The sequence below is a fragment of the Mariniflexile sp. TRM1-10 genome, from assembly GCF_003425985.1.
Taxonomy (GTDB): domain Bacteria; phylum Bacteroidota; class Bacteroidia; order Flavobacteriales; family Flavobacteriaceae; genus Mariniflexile.
This window is the reverse complement of the sequence record NZ_CP022985.1, coordinates 4373014-4394900: the sequence shown is the minus strand read 5'-3', so window position 1 is coordinate 4394900 and position 21887 is coordinate 4373014. Positions and strand designations below refer to the sequence as shown.

18 protein-coding genes and 1 tRNA gene are annotated in these 21887 nt (G+C 34.1%); 7 read left to right on the top strand and 12 right to left on the bottom strand.

The features are described from left to right. The first annotated feature begins 280 nt into the window (after positions 1-280). From CJ739_RS18155 to CJ739_RS18145, 3 genes are all read left to right on the top strand, one after another. Positions 281-1636, top strand: coding sequence for a Shedu anti-phage system protein SduA domain-containing protein (locus CJ739_RS18155; protein ID WP_117177890.1), 1356 nt, complete (start codon positions 281-283; stop codon positions 1634-1636). Positions 1637-1748: 112 nt separating this feature from the next. Next, entirely contained in the window at positions 1749-2642 is an 894-nt protein-coding gene (locus CJ739_RS18150; RefSeq protein WP_117177888.1) for an alpha/beta fold hydrolase, read from the top strand. Between the two features lie 88 nt (positions 2643-2730). After that, complete coding sequence (locus CJ739_RS18145; RefSeq protein WP_117177886.1) at positions 2731-3585, top strand: restriction endonuclease; 855 nt, start codon at positions 2731-2733, stop codon at positions 3583-3585. Positions 3586-3607: 22 nt separating this feature from the next. Here the strand turns inward: CJ739_RS18145 and CJ739_RS18140 are convergent, their stop codons facing one another. Next, positions 3608-4852 carry a site-specific integrase gene (locus CJ739_RS18140; RefSeq protein ID WP_117177884.1) on the bottom strand — a complete coding sequence of 415 codons (1245 nt, stop codon included), beginning with the start codon at positions 4850-4852 and terminating at the stop codon, positions 3608-3610. A gap of 271 nt (positions 4853-5123) precedes the next feature. Further along, positions 5124-5211 (bottom strand) — tRNA-Ser (locus CJ739_RS18135). Between the two features lie 144 nt (positions 5212-5355). On the opposite strand from CJ739_RS18135, the gene CJ739_RS18130 reads away from it, so the two are divergent. After that, entirely contained in the window at positions 5356-5985 is a 630-nt protein-coding gene (locus CJ739_RS18130; RefSeq protein ID WP_117177882.1) for an NAD(P)H-dependent oxidoreductase, read from the top strand. Positions 5986-6303: 318 nt separating this feature from the next. Further along, positions 6304-7497 carry a DegT/DnrJ/EryC1/StrS family aminotransferase gene (locus CJ739_RS18125; RefSeq protein WP_117179123.1) on the top strand — a complete coding sequence of 398 codons (1194 nt, stop codon included), beginning with the start codon at positions 6304-6306 and terminating at the stop codon, positions 7495-7497. A gap of 16 nt (positions 7498-7513) precedes the next feature. On the opposite strand, the gene ribB is transcribed toward CJ739_RS18125, so the two are convergent. The 6 genes from ribB to tpx all read right to left on the bottom strand — a co-directional run bounded on the left by ribB (position 7514) and on the right by tpx (position 14747). Beyond that, the gene (gene ribB / locus CJ739_RS18120) at positions 7514-8659 is read right to left on the bottom strand and encodes a 3,4-dihydroxy-2-butanone-4-phosphate synthase (protein ID WP_236951549.1); all 1146 of its coding nucleotides are present in this window, start codon (positions 8657-8659) and stop codon (positions 7514-7516) included. A 31-nt stretch (positions 8660-8690) separates the two neighbouring features. Further along, positions 8691-10658 carry an LptF/LptG family permease gene (locus CJ739_RS18115; RefSeq protein WP_117177878.1) on the bottom strand — a complete coding sequence of 656 codons (1968 nt, stop codon included), beginning with the start codon at positions 10656-10658 and terminating at the stop codon, positions 8691-8693. An 82-nt stretch (positions 10659-10740) separates the two neighbouring features. Beyond that, positions 10741-11385 (bottom strand): outer membrane lipoprotein periplasmic chaperone LolA1, encoded by a 645-nt coding sequence (gene lolA1, locus CJ739_RS18110; protein ID WP_236951548.1) that lies wholly within the window; start codon positions 11383-11385, stop codon positions 10741-10743. 10 nt (positions 11386-11395) lie between these two features. Continuing rightward, complete coding sequence (locus tag CJ739_RS18105) at positions 11396-13795, bottom strand: DNA translocase FtsK (protein ID WP_117177874.1); 2400 nt, start codon at positions 13793-13795, stop codon at positions 11396-11398. Between the two features lie 62 nt (positions 13796-13857). Then, entirely contained in the window at positions 13858-14229 is a 372-nt protein-coding gene (locus CJ739_RS18100) for a diacylglycerol kinase family protein (protein WP_117177872.1), read from the bottom strand. A gap of 14 nt (positions 14230-14243) precedes the next feature. Next, positions 14244-14747, bottom strand: a complete 504-nt coding sequence (gene tpx, locus CJ739_RS18095; protein WP_117177870.1) for a thiol peroxidase — start codon at positions 14745-14747, stop codon at positions 14244-14246. Positions 14748-15311: 564 nt separating this feature from the next. On the opposite strand from tpx, the gene katG reads away from it, so the two are divergent. Continuing rightward, positions 15312-17522 carry a catalase/peroxidase HPI gene (katG, locus tag CJ739_RS18090; protein WP_117177868.1) on the top strand — a complete coding sequence of 737 codons (2211 nt, stop codon included), beginning with the start codon at positions 15312-15314 and terminating at the stop codon, positions 17520-17522. Between the two features lie 186 nt (positions 17523-17708). Here the strand turns inward: katG and CJ739_RS18085 are convergent, their stop codons facing one another. The 4 genes from CJ739_RS18085 to nhaC form a co-directional block, all read right to left on the bottom strand. After that, the gene (locus CJ739_RS18085) at positions 17709-17966 is read right to left on the bottom strand and encodes a DUF6952 family protein (protein ID WP_117177866.1); all 258 of its coding nucleotides are present in this window, start codon (positions 17964-17966) and stop codon (positions 17709-17711) included. Further along, entirely contained in the window at positions 17947-18261 is a 315-nt protein-coding gene (locus CJ739_RS18080) for a thioredoxin family protein (RefSeq protein ID WP_117177864.1), read from the bottom strand. Before CJ739_RS18080 ends, CJ739_RS18085 begins: the two co-directional genes overlap by 20 nt. Before the next feature lie 6 nt (positions 18262-18267). After that, positions 18268-18912, bottom strand: coding sequence for a peroxiredoxin (locus CJ739_RS18075; RefSeq protein ID WP_117177862.1), 645 nt, complete (start codon positions 18910-18912; stop codon positions 18268-18270). A 219-nt stretch (positions 18913-19131) separates the two neighbouring features. Further along, entirely contained in the window at positions 19132-20601 is a 1470-nt protein-coding gene (gene nhaC / locus CJ739_RS18070) for a Na+/H+ antiporter NhaC (RefSeq protein ID WP_117177860.1), read from the bottom strand. 262 nt (positions 20602-20863) lie between these two features. Here nhaC and CJ739_RS18065 point away from each other — a divergent pair, with 262 nt between their 5' ends. Beyond that, the gene (locus CJ739_RS18065) at positions 20864-21886 is read left to right on the top strand and encodes a metal-dependent hydrolase (RefSeq protein WP_117177858.1); all 1023 of its coding nucleotides are present in this window, start codon (positions 20864-20866) and stop codon (positions 21884-21886) included. Position 21887: the final 1 nt, after the last annotated feature.

Here is a 21887-nt window from a genome sequence, read left to right as displayed (position 1 = left end):
AAATAGAGATGCTAAGGCATCTTTTTTTGTGGGTTGCTGTTAGTAATTTATTGTAGAACAGATGTATAGGTCGTTATTTTCGTATAAAAAGATGCAACAAATATGAAGTTCTTTAGATGCTTTGTAAGAAAAAATAAATATATTTGATAACAATAGTAAAGCGAGACAAACCTTCTCCAATCTACCCGATTTTAGGTGTATATGCGAAGATTTGTCTCGTCTATATACAAGTTATGCATAATGCTCTCAACATTACGCAGAAAAATCTAAATTAAATATTATGGCATATAAAAAAACTCCATTAGAAAAATTTCAAACTAAACTTAAAAATGTATTAGTTGAGAACGATGCCATAGAAGTAAATAAAAAAATAAAAATTGATAAAACTGTATTTTTTCAATATTCAAAACTTCAAATTAAATATTTTAAAAAGAGATATTATCCTTCTAGAAAAATCGACATTGTAGAAGAAGATTTCGAAGTTATAATTCCACTAAATCATGAAAATCTCACGATATTTAGTTCTAATGCAATAAATCCACCAGCAGGAGCAAAAAGAATTGTAGATCTTTTTAAATATGCAACTGGAAATCCATTTGATTCTATAGTTCTTGGAGCTAAAGAGAATAAACTCATAACTACAAAAATTTTTATTACTAAAGAACTATATGACGTAATTGTAAAAATTGATAAAGAAGAAGGACGAGAACGAAATGTGAGAGTTAATAATCGAATATCTCCGTTTATGGAAGCTCAATATAAATTAACATTACCAAAAGTTGATTTAAATAGAGATTATTCTCTTCTTCTCAAAGAAATAATAGCAAGCGATCAAATTACAAAAGCTGATGTTATTTCATTAACAAATAATCTAGAAAGTGGCGAAACTAATCAAGTTATAATTGAGAAACAGGTAACAAAACAAGTTAAGTGGTTAATTGAAACTATAGAAAGTGTAATAGAAGAAAAAGATTTGACAGTTGCAAAGGCTAAGGAATTGGGACACACTTTATTTGGATTTAATAAAATTGATATAATTGGTCCTGAACAACTAATGGAAATGATATTGACAAAGTATGGACAATATACACTCTTTGGTGTTCCAGCGCTTTTAAACACAAATAAATATGTAAATCACGCAACATTATCACGTTCACAATTTGATTTGATTCTTATCACACATCTCGGAGATATTGAAGTTGTAGAATTGAAAAGACCAGATCAAAAAATACTTGATTACGACTCAAATAGAGGAAAATTTTATCCTTCCAAAGATTTATCAATTGCTATCTCTCAAGCTGAAAGATATATTTCGGCTGTAAATAAAGATAATGATGATGAGTATAAAATTGACGAAAAAAAAATCAGACAATTTATTAGTGACGAAATTGGCGGAATATTATATGTAGAAGCTGTTAGACCAGCTGCAATCATTATAATTGGGTCATGGGCAACAATCTCAAAAGATTACTCAAAACTTAGTGCCGAAACGAAATCAAAAGTTTCTAAACAAGATTATGATGACAATGGATTACGAGCATATCGCGAATTAAAAAGCTCTTTTAGAAATATTAAGTTACTAAACTATTCAGAACTTCTCGAACATGCTAGAACTCGACTCGAACTCATGAAATAACAAAATAAGCACTATGCATAACAGCGGTTCTAATTGGATTAGCGGAACAGATTGGTAGTGAAACTGCAACTCATATTTTAGAACACAATTAAACAATGTCAGCAAACAAAAAATGAAACAGACAATTATTTATTTAGCGTTGACAATTTTCACATTGACTTCGTGCAACAACAAAACAGAAAATACAAATAATAGTATGGCGACAACAACAACCGATAGTTTAACTTTTAAAAATGGCTATAGTGAAGTTAATGGACTGAAAATGTATTATGAAATTCACGGACAAGGAAAACCACTTGTTTTAATTCACGGTGGTGGTTCGACAATTCAGACAAATTTTGAAAAAATCATTCCACTACTTGCTAAAAACAGACAAGTAATTGCAGTTGAACTTCAAGCTCACGGGCGGACAAATGACCGTAATGCAGACCTAACATTTGAACAGGACGCAGACGATGTTGCAACACTTCTTAAAAACTTAAAAATTGATAAGGCAGACTTTTTCGGTTTTAGCAACGGTGGTACAACAACTTTACAAATTGCTATTCGACACCCTGAATTAGTTGACAAAATGATTTTAGGTTCAGCACTTGCCAAACGAAACGGAGTTCCCGATTGGTTTTGGGGCTTTATAGAAAATGCCAAATTGGAAAATATGCCTGAACTTTTAAAGGTTGGCTACAAAAAAGTTGCGGCAGACACGAATGGTTTACAATTAATGCACGACAGAGATGCAAAGAGAATGGTAAACTTCAAAGACATTCCTGACGAGCTAATAAAATCCATTAAAGTACCAACACTAATTATTATTGGAGACAAAGACGTTATTACACCCGAACACGCTATTGAATTGCACAGACAAATTGCAAATTCTGAATTAGCAATTATTCCAGGCGGACACGGACAATACATTGGAGAGATTACAACAATAACACCGGACTTTAAAGAAAGCGACCTTGTAGTTCCAATGATTGAAAAATTCCTTGACAAAAAACCTGCAAAATAATGCTGACCGACACGAACGAAAAAGAACAATGAATCGCTAACCTCTGTTCAAGTAGTACACTGCAATATTTAATTTTAAACAAATCGCAATGCATGAAACTAAAAACTTAGATTGGAAAACCTACGAATCAATTACAAAATATATCTACGAAACTTTAGGAAAGCAATCTGGAGTTACGATAAAGGGTTATGGTAGTAACTGTAAGGTTAAAGGTAAATCTGGTACAAGTCATCAAATCGATGTATTAACGACACATTCCGATGGAATTCATAGTTATGAAACTGCCATAGAATGTAAATATTGGAAAAAAAAGGTAAATAAAGATATTGTAATGAAACTGGTACAGATACTTGAAGATACAGGAATTAGCAAAGGAATTATTGTTTCGAAAAGCGGTTTCACACGTGACGGTATTCAATTTGCAAAGCATAAGGATATAGAGATAGTTCACCTTCGGGAATATGAAGAGAAAGATTTGCAAGATAGTAGTCATAAAATTGAGATTGCAACACTTGATTTGAAGATTAAGATACATATAACGCGACCAGAAATAACAAGTATTGACATAGGTAATAATAGAAAAATTGAAATTAAACATGAATTTGATTACTTTGATTATATAATACTATTAGAGAATGGAAATCAAGTTCCTTTTTATGATTGCGTAAATAATTTTCGAAAGGAAATTAAACTTCTAAATAATAAAACTAAGTCTTTAACAAGAACGTATAAAATTCAGGGAAGCAAGTTATTGAATCGACAAACTGGAGAAAAAATTGATTTAGACGAAATACTATTTACTGGCCAAATAACTGAAAGCGATGACAATCGTAATTTAAAATATACTATTGTTGACAAAGTGTGGTTACTAATGAAATCTATTTTTGAAGAGCGGACATTTTCTTTTTTGGAAAATGGATTAATTGTAGAACATAAAAAATGATGTAAAATGCAAGTTCCCACAATTAGGAAACCTGCGTTTTTTGATTTTTTGAATTCATAGTAAATTTATCTTTCAAAATTTGCATATCCTCACTTACTTTTCTATCCAAAACTTTTGCATAATGCTGAGTAGTTCGCAAGTTTTTATGACCTAACATTTTACTTACGGATTCAATAGGAACACCATTTGTAAGCGTTACCGTTGTTGCAAATGTATGTCTTGCAATGTGAAAAGTTAGTTCTTTTTCAATTTCACAAACTCCTGCAATTTCTTTTAAATAGGCATTCATTTTTTGGTTTGATAGAATAGGTAGCAGTTTATCTTCATTAATACACTGTGGATAATTTTCGTATTTATCGATTATCATTTGTGTTACAGGGAGTATTGGAATTTTAGAAGCGCTCTCGGTTTTTTGTCTATGAGTGAATATCCATTTCTCACCATCTATTCCATAGCTTATATGCGACTTTGTTAAGTTTTTGACATCAATGTATGCTAAACCAGTAAAACAGCTAAAAAGGAAGATATCGCGAACTAGTGAAAGTCTTTCTGTTTTGAAATCTTTTTCAATGATAGATTGGATTTCAGCTTCAGTAAGATAAACTCGTTCTACTTCTTTAACTTTTGATTTGTAGTTTGCAAAAGGATTTTTATCAAGCCAGTCATTAGCCAAACAAATTTTAATGATTTTACTGAAATTCTTGATGTATTTAACAGCTGTGTTGTTGGCACAGTTTCTAACACTTCGTAACCAGAACTCGTAATCGGTAATAAAGGCGTGGTCTATTTTAGTGATGTCGATATCGGAAACATTGTATTTCCATTGCATAAACTCAATAGTATGTTTCAATGAAGTTGTATATCGTTCTAATGTTCCTGGAGCATATTCTTTGCCAACAAGCTCTTTTATTTTATTATTGTGGTCTTGGAAGATGGGTACAAGCATTCTTGCACGCTCGTCAATTCCTAATAGTTTGCTTTTAAGACTTTCTGTAGTTATTGATACTTTTCTATGGATTAATTCCATTTGTGCATCTCTAATTTGATTTTTAAGTAAATCAAGATGGTTATTTATTGAACGAGCTTCTTCTGAAGTGCCTTTCATTTTACTTGCTTCTGTGGACCATTTTGAGATTTCTACAAATCGATTGGTGCTTAATTCAATGCGTTTACCATCAATTGTAATTCTTGTGTAGATTGGAACTAATCCGTTAGCATTGGTTTTTGCTCTCTTTGCGTAAAAGAGAATAGAAACTTTTGTTTTCATGGTGGTGACCTTTTTTAGTTGTTATTAAATTTAACTTCAATAGGACTAATCCACAAGATGTACAACTTTTAAACTGGTTGTTGAACTAGCTGTAAAGCCTTGTGAATACTAGTCTGAAACAAAATTCGGTTACCTTAATTCGGATTAATTTAGGGTAACCGATTTTATCCCTTTAGGTTCACGCATGAATGAATATTTTGAATAGTGATAAAAAGAAAAAACCCTTAAAATCATACGATTTCAAGGGTTTTAATTCAATTTGTATTTCTACTGGCGGAGAAAGAGGGATTCGAACCCCCGGAGGTGTGACCCTCAACAGTTTTCAAGACTGCCGCATTCGACCACTCTGCCATTTCTCCTTGAGTGCCTTATCAGGTATTCCCTGAATGCGGGTGCAAATATAGAACCCTTTTTTAATTCTTTCAAATAAAATTCTATTTTTTTAAAAATAAATTTCCATGCTTTTACTATTAGCTTATTTTTGTAAAAACTAAAATTAATAAATGGATATTATCAAGCAGCTTAAGTGGCGCTATGCAACCAAAAAGTTCGATGCAACCAAAAAACTATCTTCAGAAAAACTGGATATTTTAAAACAAGCGTTCAATTTAACAGCAACATCATTCGGGTTACAAACCATCAAATTAATAATTGTAGAGGACCAGTCATTAAGGCAATCCTTAGTGGCACATGCATATAATCAAAAGCAAGTTTTAGAAGCCTCACATTTATTGGTTATTTGCATGCAAGAAGACATTTTAGACACAGACGTTGTTGCTTACTACGATAATATAAAAACCACAAGGAACACCCCCGAGACCATTTTAGGTCCTTACAGAGAGGATCTCATTAAAATGATGCAAAACATGTCAGTCACAGAACGTCTGCAATGGTCCAAAAACCAAGCTTACATTGCACTAGGTAATTTAATGACCGTTTGTGCTATAGAGGGGATCGATTCCTGCCCAATGGAAGGGTTTTTGCCAGAAGCTGTAGATAAGACATTACAATTAAACAAAATGGGTTTAAAATCAGTATTATTGCTGCCCGTAGGTTATAGAGACGAAACCGATATATTTGCCAACTTTATTAAAGTTAGAAAATCAATAAACGAAGCAGTAATAGAATTATAGTTAATTTTAGTACATGACAAAAATCCAAATATATTCAGATGTCAGTCTGAGCGCAGTCGAAGACATTGGAAATATTGTTTTTAATAGCATTTCGACTGCGCTCAATGTGACACTCTTTAATTTTTGTCAAGATTAAAATAATTAATATAAAATATTTGGGCGTTACCACAAGGGTCGGGTTTTTATTCGTAAGTTAATATTTTAAAATTTGGAACTCATGAATATAAATATTTCGCTATATCTTTTTTGCTTTAATGGCAAAAAAGGATGCTGCTGCAACCCCTAACGCAAACACACCAAACACTAAAGAAAATAAATATGCCAGGATTCGAACTATTTGGAGATTTAGAAAGAAACGAAGTAAACGATGTATTAGAAAACGGTGTGCTTATGCGCTACGGATTCGATGGAATGCGTAACGGCCATTGGAAAGCCAAAGAGTTAGAAAAAGCGTTAGAAGCCACCTTTCAAGTTAACCATGCACAATTAGTATCAAGTGGTACCGCAGCCATATCGGTTGCCTTGGCAGCAGCTGGTGTTGGAGCAGGTGATGAGGTTATTTTACCAACCTTTACATTTGTAGCCAGTTTTGAGGCCGTTATGATGCTTGGCGCCATCCCTGTTTTGGTTGAGATAGACGATACCTTAACACTTAGCCCAAAAGCAGTAGAAAATGCCATAACACCAAAAACAAAAGCGGTTATGGTAGTCCACATGTGTGGCAGTATGGGCCATATAGACACACTTCAAGATATTTGTAGCAAACACAACCTGTTATTGATAGAAGACGCATGTCAAGCCATTGGCGCCACTTACAAAAGCAAACCGCTCGGAAGCATTGGCGATTTGGGGTGTTTCTCGTTCGATTTTGTAAAAACCATTACCTGTGGTGAAGGAGGTGCAGTCATAACAAATAATAAAGATTATTATATTAATTCCGACCATTACAGCGATCATGGTCACGATCATGTTGGTAATGATAGAGGAGCAGAATCACACCCATTTTTAGGATACAATTTCAGAATTTCAGAACTTCATGCAGCGGTTGGTTTAGCACAAATAAAACGCTTACCTGAAATTTTAAAAGTCCAAAAGTTAAACTATACCATTTTACGAGACGCTTTGTTTCAAATTCCTGAAGTAACTTTTAGAACGGTTCCTGAAGGTGGAGAGGAAAACTATAGCTTTTTAAATTTCTTTTTACCAGATTTAGAAACCTCGCTAAAAGTTTCAGAAGCATTTAAAACCCAAGGCGTAGATGCTTGCTTTCAATACTATAATAATAATTGGCATTACATTCGCAAATGGGATCATTTAAAAGAAATGAAATCATTATTCCCAATACCTACAGAGGTGAAAAACGGATTGGACTCTCTTAAAAACAAAGAATTTCCGCAATCTGACCATTATATTGGTAGAAATATATCCTGTTTAATAAAACTATCATGGACGGAAGCCGAAGTAAAAGCCAGAGCGTCTAAAATGGTTGAAATTATTAAAGCTTCTTTGTAAGAGACTGTTTAAGTTTTTAGTAATTTACATACTCTACAATTTCTAAACCATAACCAATTAAACCAACACGTTTGGTTTGTTTTGTATTGGAAATTAAACGCAGTTTATGAATGTTTAGATCGTGTAATATTTGAGCACCAATACCAAAATCGCGGGCATCCATATCAATTTTTGGTGCTTTATATACGGTATTTGGCTTTTGGTTTTCTTTTATTACAGATAACCTGTTTAGTATATTCATGGATTGTGATTCTTGATTAATAAAGATAATAGCTCCTTTCCCTTCATTATTAATCACTTGAAACATGTTATTTAATTGGGCATCAACATTATTGGTAAGGGTCCCTAAAATATCATTATTTATTAATGTTGAATTTATTCGTGTAAGCACCTCTTCATTATCTTTCCAAGATCCTTTTGTCAATGCTATATGTATTTGATTATTAGTTGTTTGTTTGTAGGCTCTTAATCTGAAACTTCCAAAACGGGTTTCTATTTCAAAATCTTCTTTTTTCTCAATTAATGAGTCGTGTTGCATTCTGTAGGCCACCAAATCTTCAATGGAGACTATTTTAACATCCAGCTTTTTAGCAACTTTCATGAGTTCTGGTAAACGCGCCATGGTACCATCTTCATTCATAATTTCAACAATAACACCAGCAGGCTTTAAACCTGCAAGTCTTGCAAAATCTATGGCAGCTTCAGTATGGCCTGTACGTCTTAATACACCACCTTCTTTAGCAACTAAAGGGAAAATATGTCCTGGCCTGGCTAAATCAAAGGATTTGGTATTTGGGTCTGTAAGTGCTTTTACGGTTTTGGCTCTATCGCTCGCCGAAATTCCTGTTGAAACACCTTGACCTCTTAAATCTACCGAAACGGTAAAGGCAGTTTCCATATGGTCGGTATTGTTACGTACCATCATGCCTAATTCTAATTCTTTACAACGGTTTTCGGTAAGTGGCGCACATATTAAACCTCGACCTTGGGTGGCCATAAAGTTTATCATTTCGGGAGTTACTTTATCGGCGGCAGCAACAAAATCGCCTTCATTTTCGCGGGTTGCATCATCTACAACTATAATAACTTTACCATTTCTAATGGCTTCAATGGCATCGTGAATGGTATCAAGTTTAAACTTCGGACTCGTGTTTTTTGTCATGGTATCATTAATCATTTTGCAAAGATATTGCTTATTTTAAAGATTCTAAGCAATTTTGCTTTAAGTCTTCCTTCACTTTATCGTCTAAAAATAGATGTGCAATAAAATATAAAGGGATTCCTATAATTATAAGTATTGGGTTTGGCTTTTTCTCTTTTTTGTTAATATGGTTGTAAAACTTAGAGGTATTAATTAATGATTTTACGTAATAAACCAAATACAGCAATAGCGATGTCATACTAAGCTGTATGGAAGCCGATGCTAATGATGGCATTTTATTGTTTTTAAAAACAAAATGGAGGATAAGTAAAACAACACCAATACTATATAATACGATAGCCAATTTAGCATGGTCTTTATAATCTTTTGCAATACGTTCAGAATCGTCATAAATCATATTTATTTCCAACCCTTCGTCTCGCAATTGTTTTTTGGTCAAGCCCCGTTCATTTAATATTTTTAAAGCTTCATAGCGACTATCTTCTAAATGTCCAAGAGTCTCATAGTTATTGATTACATCAATTAATTCGTCATTTTTATAAGAAGAAAGAAACTTGTAATCAATACTATCTTTTTCTTTTATATTGAGCATTTTTTTAATGGGTTCAATAAGGCTGTCAAATTCAAACAAACCTTTGTCGGCAGTAGCACGTCGTGTTAAAAAGATACCGAGAGGCAACATAACGAGTGTAGAAAACCAACTCGCCAAAATAGGGTTGAAACTTCCATTTTTGGCACTGTTTGTGGCAAAAATACCTATAAAATGGTAGGTTAAAAAGAGTATAATGGCTATAACCATAGGTAGGCCTATACCACCTTTCCGTATCAAAGCACCAAGTGGAGCACCTACAAAAAATAAAATAATGCAGGCAAAGCCGAGGGCAAATTTTTCGTGTAAAGAAATGATATGTTTATTTAACCATTCTTTAGAAATTTTTCTAGTAGCTTCATTTGTTATAATAACTTGTTTAGCGCTTGTTACGGTTTTTAAAGAAGCATCAACCAAATCGTATTTTTCTTTGGTGTTGAAAATATCTAAAATGGGACCTAAGTATGTAGAATCGGCAGCTTTTTTTTCATTTCTCTTGATTGCAATAACGTTTGAGCGTTGAAACAAATTTTTTGATAGTATTTCGTGGGATGTTATTTCTTTTTTAGATAAAGAATCGATGGTTTTATGTAAACCAACCACGTCGAGCATATTGTATTTATCTGTTTGGGATTGTTCATCAAAATCGACATTGTTCATTTGTGACAAATCGATATTTATAATATACTTTTCAAAAGAGCTTTTAGCAAAAGGCTTTTTGTTTCTGGATTTTATGTTATTGGTAGATACATCGCTGTAATAATTTCCGTCTAATAAAATAAGCTTTAAAACATTGGAATCTTTTTCACTGGCAAGTTCGCCACTTTTGGATTTTATGGTTGTAGCATTGGTTCTGCCATCTTTGCCCTTTACATGAATGGTTACATTATCAAGATATTGGTCCCTATCACCATGTTTATCTTCAAACTTAATATTGTATGCGGTTCCTTCAATTTCATTAAACTGTCCTTTAGCAAGTAACATGGCAGGCTTTAACTTTGCTATGTTGGTACGTAAGTTGAAAGAATTAAGTTCTGCCCAAGGAATAACGTTATTGGAAAAGAAAAAGGTAACGATGCCCAATATAACAATAAAAATACTAAGTCCAGACATAGCACGTTGAAGTGAAATACCTGTAGATTTCATGGCAGCAAACTCGTAGTTTTCAGCAAAACTGCCAAATACCATAATAGATGCCAAAAGGATGGTTAGCGGTAATACTAATGGTATAAGCTTGGGCATGAAATAAAACAAAAACTTAAAGATGACACCTATGTCTAAATCTTTGCCAGATAGTTCTCTAATGTATAACCAAATGGTTTGTAAAACAAAAATCAGCATGAGAATAATAAACACGCTGAAAAAAGTTTTAAGGTAAGTAGTTAGTATGTATCGGTCTAGTATTTTCACCCTTTGAATTTCAATAATATAATTATCAAATCGGCTTTATTTTAAGCAGATTAATATGCCAAGTAAATACAATAACTTGACTTTAATTAAGCTTATTAATATAATAGCCTTTGTATTTGTTGGCATCAAAGGTAAATAAGGTTTTTGATAATGGCTCGTTTGTTTTAAAAGAATTAACGGTTAATGTGGTTTTTGTGCCGTTTTTGCCAATTTGCATTAAATTGTAAATGTGTTTTGTTTGTTTGTCTATCCCTAACAGAATGTATTTTATTTCAGATTTGGAATCAATTGGGGTCAGTTTCACCAATTGTATTTTTCTACCGTTAATGTTTTGTTCAATATCCATGGCGTAGGTATAGCCATCTTCATAAAAAGATAACATTTTACTAGGTGTTATGGCACCTTCTTCAGTGTCGTTTTCAGATGAAATAGTTACTTCTTCGTCTTCAGTACTAATACTGTAAAGTTTTTTTCCATTAAAAAGACGTGTTACACCAAGTATATTTAGTTTATACTTTTCACCTTGCATAATAACATCTCCTTTGGTTTCTTGTTTTATTTTTTCTGCAGTATTTTCTAAAACATACTTAAATTCTATAGAAATATTATCATAGCTTTTTACTTTTTGAGAGACTTGGTTTAAAAGTGTTTTAGCTTTATTTTGAGTAAAACCATTAAGCGATGATGCTGTTATTATTAAAGCTAATAGGATATTCTTAATTCTCATTTTATTTTTATTATAAAGTTTCATTTTCTAAATGTTTATCCAAAGCCGTTAAGTCGGTTATTAACACCTGTCTTGCTTTACTGCCTTCAAAAGGCCCTACGATACCTGCGGCTTCTAATTGGTCAATTAATCTACCGGCACGATTATAGCCTAATTTCAATTTTCGTTGCAATAAAGAGGCAGAACCTTGTTGTGCTGTAACTATAACTTCGGCAGCTTCCCTGAATAGTTTATCTCGGTCTTCTATATCTATATCAAGACTTGTGCCACTTTCCTCGCCAACAAACTCGGGAAGCAAATAGGCTTCTGGGTATGCTTTTTGCGATCCTATATAATCGGTTATTTTTTCAACTTCGGGCGTGTCAACAAAAGCACATTGTACACGAATTAAATCGTTGCCTTGTGTGAATAACATATCACCACGACCTATAAGTTGGTCGGCACCAGAACCATCCAAAATGGTTCTAGAATCTATTTTTGAGGTTACTCTAAACGCAATACGTGCCGGGAAATTGGCTTTAATAATACCTGTAATAACGTTTACCGACGGGCGTTGTGTAGCAATAATTAAGTGAATACCAATGGCACGTGCTAATTGCGCTAAACGAGCAATTGGGGTTTCAACCTCTTTACCGGCAGTCATAATTAAATCGGCAAACTCATCGACCACTAAAACAATGTACGGTAAAAATTGATGGCCATCGTTAGGGTTTAATTTTCGCGCTTTGAATTTCACATTGTATTCGGCAATGTTTCTACATAAAGCGTTTTTTAATAACTCGTAGCGGTTATCCATTTCAATACATAATGAATTTAATGTATTGATTACTTTGGTGTTATCGGTTATAATAGCATCTTCACTATCAGGCAATTTTGCTAAATAATGACGCTCAATTTTATTAAAAAGCGTTAACTCAACTTTTTTAGGATCTACTAAAACAAATTTTACTTCGGCTGGATGCTTTTTGTAAAGTAATGAGGTAAGTACCGCATTCAATCCTACGGATTTTCCCTGCCCGGTTGCTCCTGCCATAAGCAAGTGGGGCATTTTGGCTAAATCGACCACAAAAGTTTCGTTGCTAATGGTTTTTCCTAAAGCAATAGGCAATTGCATATCGGATGTTTGAAACTTTTTCGAGGCTATTACTGAACGCATGGATACAATAGTGGCATTCTTATTAGGTACTTCAATACCAATAGTTCCTTTACCAGGAATTGGTGCAATGATACGAATACCCAGTGCTGAAAGTGATAAGGCAATATCGTCTTCTAAATTTTTAATTTTCGAAATTCGAATACCAGCATCGGGTACAATTTCATAAAGGGTCACTGTTGGTCCAATGGTTGCCTTTATACTCGCAATGCCAATATTGTAGTTTTTTAAGGTTTCTACAATTTTATTTTTATTTTCTTCTAATTCTTCTTGGTTGATAGTAATGCCTTCGGAATCATATTTTTTAAGAAGGTCTAGCGGTGGAAATTGATATTTTGATAACTCGAGTGTGGGGTCGAATAGCCCAAAATCTTCGACTAATTTATCCGAAAGGTTGTTGGTTTCAGATTGTTCTTCGGCTACTTTTTCGACTTCTATTTCTAAATCTAAATCATCATCTTCAATGTCCTCCTTAATAGGGGTTTTAACCACTAAAGGTGCTGTTTCAATAACAGGATTTGCTTCTTTTTTTGGAGTGGACTTGGTATTTTCTGAAGGAATTTTGAAAGCCGATTTAATAGCAGTAGCTTCTTCCGATAGGTTATTATCTAAAGCAATAATGGGTTCATCATCATCTGGGTTGTGAAAATCATTTTTGATTTTACTTTTTGCCGATTTGAAAATGGTTGTAAAACTTTCGAATGTGACTTTAAATCGAATAGCTAAATAGGTGATCAATCCAAATAAGAGTAGGAGTGAAGTGCCTATTTTTCCTATGTAATCTTGAAGATACATATTAACTTCAAAACCAATGGTACCACCAAGTACGCCGTTGGTATTTCCAAAAAATCCGAATAAAATGGATAGCCAAACTACAATAAGCATACCCCAAAACCAGTGTGTTCTTAGTTTGGCTTTGCTAAGGTTCATTAAAACATAAACCCCCGATAAAAATATAAGTCCAGAAATTATGAATGAAGCAATACCAAACCCACGTTGAATAAAGAAGTCGCTTAACCAAGCGCCAGACTTACTCACCCAATTTTCTGTTTTCACATCGCGCGATGCAAAATCAGATAAACTACTTTGGTCTGCTTCGCCAGTAAAAAGAAACGAAAGAAATGCCATGAAAAGTATAAAGCCAAAGATGACTAAAAAGCTGCCAAACACCAGTTTTTGCTGGCTTGATAACTTAAAACTAGGCATTTTAAATTTTTTTCTTGGTTGTTTGTTGGTGTCGTTTTTTTTCTTCGCCATTAATGCGCTGTTAGTTTAAACAAAAATATAAATTACTAACGGTTAACCTATAGATTATAGTATTAAAAAATCTTTGGTAAATAAATAATAAGTCCGATGATAATAGCAAAAATAGAGGAAAAAAATACAGCACCTGCAGCGATATCTTTTATTAAGCCGATTTTGTTATGATGCTCTGGATGGATAAAATTAGCCATTTCTTCTACTGCCGTATTGATACCTTCCATACTCATAACCAAACCTATTGCCAATAGTTGCGTAGTCCATTCGTTTGAAGAAATGTTAAAAAAGAATCCTGCGGCCGTAACCAATAAGGCTATTGTAAATTGAACTTTTACGCTGGCTTCCGTCTTTAAAAGCATGATAGCGCCTTTAAAAGCGTAACCAACACTTCTTATCCGGTTAGCAACAAAGGAGGATTCTTTTTTGGTCATTTAATCTTATTCAATTAAGCGTGTAAAGCTTCTAATGCTGCTTTATAATTAGGTTCATCTGCAATTTCAGCAACTTGTTCGGTATGTAAAACAGTGCCATTTTCATCTAAAACGACGACACAACGCGCGTGTAATGCTTCTAAAGGACCTGTGATAAAGTCCAATCCGTATGCCTTTCCAAAACTTCCGTCTTTATAATCAGATAGGCTTATAACATTATTTAATCCTTCAGCACCACAAAAACGATTTAGAGCGAAAGGTAAATCATGGGATATACAAAGCACTTTGGTGTTTTCCAGTTCGCTGGCTTCTTGATTAAACTGCCTTACAGATTGTGCACAAGTACCAGTATCAACACTTGGGAAAATGTTTAAAACTAATTTACTTCCAGCAAAATCACTTAAACTTTTTGAAGATAAATCGGTTGCTGTTAATGTGAAATCAGGTGCTTTTGCTCCAACTTTGGGTAGTTCGCCAGAAGTTTTTATAGGATTTCCTTTTAATGTTACTGTAGCCATTCTATTATTTTTTAAATTATGGTATAAAAATAGTAATTATTAAGAGACTGTCTAAATTTTGTTTTTGGAATATTTTATAGTGTAATTTTTGTCATACAGGGCCGAGCGTATAAAAAAGGTCTGGGAGGCCTTTTTAGCGAAGGGGCCAGGCTGCCGCGAGGGAGAGGTACATAGTTACAGACCGAAAAAAGCTGAAGCATGGCAGAAAAAAGCGCATAAAAGAACCAAAGGATAAAACCTTTACAATTCACTACAAACACAATGGTAATGGCATTTTAAAGAGATTACTGCTTTGTGGATTAGCTTTTTTGTAGTAATTAGTTACTTAACGATTATAAAAACAGAAAAGTAAATCAATTTGTTGTCATTTAATCTATAGTCTATTTTCTATATGCTATTTCTTTTAGCGAAGTGGCGGACGCTAATGATTGTTTTTAAAGGACTGATCATTCTAAAAATAAATTTTATCAATTATTACATAACTTTTATAGATTAAAGTGATGCTGTTTTTTTATTTAGTAATCCATAACTTTATAGAATACATAACTACCTAAAACTTTAGAAATGGAAAATATTAAACATTCAAATGAATCAGGAGGAAAATGTCCATTTTCAGGGACTGCTCCAAAGCAAACTGCGGGAGGTGGCACAAAAAATAATAATTGGTGGCCCAATGGATTGAAATTAAACATACTGCGTCAGCATTCAGCTTTGTCTAATCCTATGGGAGATGGATTTAATTATGCCGAAGCATTTAAAAAAATAGATTTTAACGAGCTAAAGAAAGACCTAACAGATTTAATGACCGATTCACAAGATTGGTGGCCAGCAGATTTTGGGCATTATGGCGGGTTATTTATTCGCTTAGCTTGGCATAGCGCTGGCACGTATCGTATTGGTGATGGTCGTGGAGGTGCTGGTGCAGGGCAACAACGTTTTGCACCACTTAACAGTTGGCCGGATAATGCGAGTCTTGATAAAGCACGAAGGCTACTTTGGCCTATAAAACAGAAGTATGGAAAGAAAATATCATGGGCAGACCTTATGGTATTATCGGGAAATGTTGCTTTAGAATCGATGGGCTTTAAAACTTTTGGTTTTGCAGGTGGCCGCGAAGATGTTTGGGAGCCACAAGAAGATGTGTATTGGGGTTCCGAAAATACTTGGTTAGATGATAAACGCTATTCTGGTGAGCGCGATTTGGAAGATCCCCTTGCCGCTGTACAAATGGGGTTAATCTATGTGAATCCAGAAGGTCCTAATGGAAATGGTGATCCAATTTCAGCGGCTGTAGATATTAGGGAAACATTCAAACGCATGGCAATGAATGATGAGGAAACTGTGGCGCTTATTGCTGGCGGACATACTTTTGGAAAAACACATGGAGCTGCAGACCCTGGTCAATATATAGGTGTAGAACCAGAAGCAGCTTCTATTGAAGACCAAGGTTTTGGTTGGAAGAATAGTTTTGGAACAGGAGTTGGTCCAGATTGTATAACAGGAGGTCCAGAAGTTATTTGGTCACAAACACCTACTAAATGGAGTAACTATTTCTTTGAAAATTTATTTAGTTACGAATGGGAGCAGACTAAAAGTCCAGCAGGAGCCATTCAATGGGTTGCCAAAGATGCAGAGGCGACGATTCCAGATGCTTATAATGCCTCTAAAAAGCATGTGCCTACCATGTTAACTACCGACTTATCTTTGCGTTTTGACCCTGCTTACGAAAAAATATCAAGACGTTTTTATGAAAATCCTGATGAGTTTGCAGATGCTTTTGCAAAAGCATGGTATAAGTTAACACATCGTGATATGGGACCTATAACACGTTATCTTGGACCAGAAGTGCCTAAGGAAACACTTATTTGGCAAGACCCAATTCCTAAAGTGAATCATGAATTGGTTGATAAGAACGACATTTCAACTTTAAAAACTAAAATATTAAATTCAGGCTTATCAGTATCTGAGTTAGTATCTACAGCTTGGGCATCAGCATCAACGTTTCGTGGGTCAGATAAACGAGGTGGTGCCAATGGTGCGCGTATCCGTTTAGTACCTCAAAAAGATTGGGAAGTGAATAATCCTGAGCAGTTAGCAAAAGTTTTAGGGGTGCTTGAAGGCATACAGAAAGAATTCGACAATGGTAATAGTAATAAAAAAGTGTCTTTAGCCGATTTAATTGTATTGGCAGGTTGTGCAGGCGTTGAAAAAGCAGCAAAAAATGCTGGACACCATATAGAAGTGCCATTTACACCTGGTCGTATGGATGCTTCTCAAGAACAAACGGAGGTAGACTCGTTTAAATATTTAGAACCTTATGCAGATGGTTTTAGAAATTACCGAAAAACAACATTTGATGTGTCAACGGAAGCATTATTAGTTGATAAGGCACAACTGCTAACCTTAACAGCTCCCGAAATGACGGTTCTTGTAGGTGGGATGCGTGTTTTGGGTACAAACTATAATCAGCCTAAACATGGTGTATTTACAAACAGACCAGAAACGCTTACTAATGATTTCTTTGTGAATTTATTAAGTATGGGTACTGAATGGAAAAAATCTTCAGATTCTGATGAAATTTTTGAAGGGCGTGATAGAAAAACAGGGACACTAAAATGGACGGGGACGCGTGTTGATTTAATTTTCGGATCAAACTCTGAGTTGCGTGCTATTGCAGAAGTTTATGCTTGTGAAGATTCAAAAGAGAAATTTGTAAACGATTTTGTTGCTGCTTGGAATAAAGTAATGAATCTAGATCGTTTCGATTTGAACTAAAAATTTTAGTACATGACAAAAATAAGAATACATTGAGTTGTGTCAGTCTGAGCCTTTCGACTGTACTCAATGTGTCACGCTTCATTTTTGTCATGCACTAAGCTAAAAATGCTATGTTTTAAACACTAAAAAACCACTTTTCAAATTAAGAAAAGTGGTTTTTTTAAATGATTAAAATAATTTATATTATTTATCTATAGAACCCAAAACCCTGCTCATAAAGTTATTAAGAGCTTCTTTTTTTGGTGTACCGTCTTTAATCATTTTATTAACCTCAATAGCACCGTACATGTTAGAGATGAGCTCACCAATAACATCCAATTCTTCATCTTTTAACGAAGGAACTTCGGTTAAGGCTTCTAAAGTTTCAATGGTTTCGATTATAAAATCTTCATCATTGTCTTCGATAAACTGTGTTAAATGCTTAATTACCGGTAACTTCATCTACTAATTCTTTTAAGACTTCGAATTTATTTGTTTGGACTTGATTTACAAAAGCGCCGTTTTTGAAGGTTGCAAACGTAGGTAAATTATCTACGGTTGCCAATTTTCTAGATTCCGGGAACTTTTCGGCATCAGCCATAACAAATGTAATGGTTCCATTTTCTGTTGCTAGCTTTTTAAATTTTGGTTTCATAATACGGCAATTGCCACACCAACTAGCAGAATACTGAACAACTACGGTACCGTTACTTGATACCAATTCGGTTAAATTATCTTGTTCTAATTCTTTAACCATAATAACTTAGTTTAAGTGTGCTTTAAGGTACTCAGCAGTTCCTTTGGCATTCGCTTGCATCGCTTGTTTACCTTCTTCCCAGTTTGCAGGACATACTTCACCTTTTTCTTGTACATGGGTTAAGGCATCAATTAAACGTAAATACTCATTTACATTTCTACCAAGTGGCATGTTGTTAATGCTTTCGTGTTGTACGGTACCTTCTTCATCTATAATATAGGTAGCTCTGTAAGTTACATTGTCACCTTCAACAGTTACAACACCCGTTTCTTCGTTGAATTGTTCGTTTGTAATATCTAAAATACCTAAAGTAGATGCTAAGTTTCTGTTAGAATCTGCTAATAATGGATATGTTACACCTTCAATACCTCCGTTGTCTTTTGGGGTGCTTAGCCATGCGAAGTGAACTTCGGCTGTATCACAAGATGCACCAATAACTAAAGTGTTTCTTTTTTCAAATTCACCTAATGCAGCTTGAAATGCGTGTAATTCGGTTGGACAAACAAAAGTAAAATCTTTTGGATACCAGAATAAAACTACTTTTTTCTTATTGTTAACTGCTTCTTCAAGAACGTTTACTTTAAAAGTATCGCCCATATCATTCATTGCGTTAACGCTTAAATTTGGAAATTTTTTTCCTACTAATGCCATATTGAAATTTTTAATAATTAATAATTAATAATTTATTTTGATACAAATTTAAGACGAGTTATTGCAATTCCAATAGTATAACAATTAGTAAAACCTATGGGGTAATAGCTAATAAAAATGGATTTAAAATTACAGGCTTATTTTTGTTGATTTGACAAAATAGCTGGTATTATGTTGTCAACTTCATAATGAATTGGCAAATACATTAAATTTTGCAAGTTATTTTTTTGATAATTCTTTTATTTTTATTCTTAGGGCAGCAAAAAGTAGTGTCATAAACGGACTTAACCAATTAAACACGGCATAGCCTGCATAGTGAAGCGTATCGACTCCTAAAACACCACTTTGGTAAGCCCCACAGGTGTTCCAAGGAACTAAAACAGAAGTAACGGTACCCGAATCTTCCAAGGTTCTACTTAAATTTTCAGGAGCCAAACCTCGGTCTTCATAGGCTTTTTTAAACATTTTTCCTGGGATTACAATAGCTAAATATTGATCGGATGCTATAGCATTTAACCCCAAGCAACTTATAACGGTACTTGCAAAGAGTCCGAAAATTGTAGTAGCAACAGAAAGCAAAGCTTTAGTGATTCTTGATAGTGCACCAATGCCATCCATAATACCGCCAAAAACCATGGCACAAATAATTAAATAGATGGTCCAGAGCATACCTTCCATGCCTCCAGCAGAAAAGAGGTCGTTTAATTTTTCGTTATTGGTAGTGATTTGCGTATCGGTAAATATAGAGGTGGTTATGGATTTTAATTTTGAATTGGATAAATGGGCTAAAATTTCTGGTTGAAATATAAAGGCAAAAATAGCAGCTAGCAGAACGCCTGTGCCCAAAGCTATTAATGGTTTTGTTTTTAAAAGAATTAATGCAATGACAACCAAAGGCACTATAAAAAGCCAAGGTGAAATATTAAACGTTGTGTTGATAGTTGATAGAAGACCACTTAAGTCGGTGCTTCCAGATGTTTCAATATTCATGCTTATAATACCAAAAACAATTAATGTTACAATTAACGTTGGAACCGTTGTAATAGTCATATATCTAATATGGGTGAACAAATCGGTGCCAGCCATAGCAGGGGCTAAATTGGTAGTATCACTTAAAGGTGACATTTTATCGCCAAAATAGGCGCCAGAAATCACCGCTCCAGCGATCATGCCTGTGTTTATACCTAATGCAGTACCAATACCAACGAGTGCAATACCTACAGTTGCCGAGGTGGTCCAAGAGCTTCCTGTTGCTATTGAAATAACGGCACAAATTATTACCGATGCGGGTAAAAATATAGACGGATTTAAAACTTGTAAACCATAATACACCATAGCTGGAATAACACCACTAATTAACCAAGTTCCAGCCAAAGCACCCACTAAAAATAAAATCATGATTGGGATAAAAACACTCTTTAGGTTTTCCCAAATTTCTTTTAACATACGCTCTACAGTTACTTTGTTGAACAAACCAACAGTAGCAGCAACTAATCCACCAAGTAGTAAAATAATTTGGTTGGTGTACGTACCAAACCATTCTTGACCTTCAACAAAAAAGATATTGTAGGCAAGCATTCCCATTAAAATAACCACTGGGATTATGGCTTCCCAAATGTTGAGTTCTTTGTTTTCAATAATGTTTTGATTCTCAATTTCTATTTTGGAAATATTTTTGTCGTCTTGCATTGTATTGAATTTGTTCTGTAATGTTACAATTTTAGAAGAATGTATGCAAATGGATCTAGAGATTGTTTAAGTTTTATCCTTTGGCTCTTTTATGTGCCTTTTTCCGCCATACATCAGCTATTTTTCGGTCCATAGCTATGGCTATGAATCTCAAAATACCTTCGTCTGACAAAAAAATACCCTATAAAATATTCCAAAAACAAAATTTAAACAGTCTCTTAATGTGTACTTTTGTTTCTTCTATTTATTATTTATAAAATCAATGGACTCATTAACCCAGATTGTTTTAGGAGCTGCTTGTGGTGAAGCTGTTTTAGGAAAGAAAATAGGCAATAAAGCATTGTTATTTGGTGCCATTGGGGGCACCATACCAGACTTGGATGTTTATGTTGGTAATATAATTTATAACCATGAAATGGATGCCATGCTTTTCCATAGAGGGTTTATGCATTCAATTTTGTTTTCGGTTTTAGCGGCCTTCATTTTGGGTTGGGGTGTTTTCAAATTATATAATTCTGGAAAACGCATAGGTACTACCACCTCAAAAGATTGGATATTACTGTTTTTCTGGTCGCTGTTTACGCATATCCTATTAGATTGTTTTACACCTTACGGAACACAGCTTTTTGCACCATTTAGTAACTATAGGTTTGCTTTTAATAATATAGCAGTGGTTGACCCTTTTTATACCTTACCATTCCTAGTTTGTATGATAGTTTTAATGTTTTTCAACAGAAAAGATATTAGAAGACGGCTTTGGTTGAAATTGGGGTTGGGTATTAGTTCTATTTATATGGTGTTGACCATTGCAAACAAACTATATGTTGATGCTATTTTTAGAAAATCAATAGCAGAAAGTAATTTGAAGATGATTCGATTTAGTACGCAACCATCTCTATTTAATAATATTTTATGGTACGGAATTGCAGAAACGGAAACATCCTATTATGTTTCATATTACTCATTATTAGATACGAAAAATAGGTTTTTAGATTTTGTTGAATTGCCAAAACAACGCGATTTAAAACCTGAAGCGTTTGACGATATTAAAAATTTAGCGAGGTTTAGCAATCAATACTACAGTGTTTATAAAATAGGCAATAACCAATACCAATATAATGATTTACGCTATCCCTTATTAGATGGTAAAAAGCCTAATTCGTCTGTGTTTCGTATGTTGCTTTTTAAAGAAAATGGTCGCTTAAACATGAAGCCTTTTGAGCCAAATACCAATGATTTTAACAAGATAATGGTTCGTATTTGGAAACGATTACAAGGAATTTAGT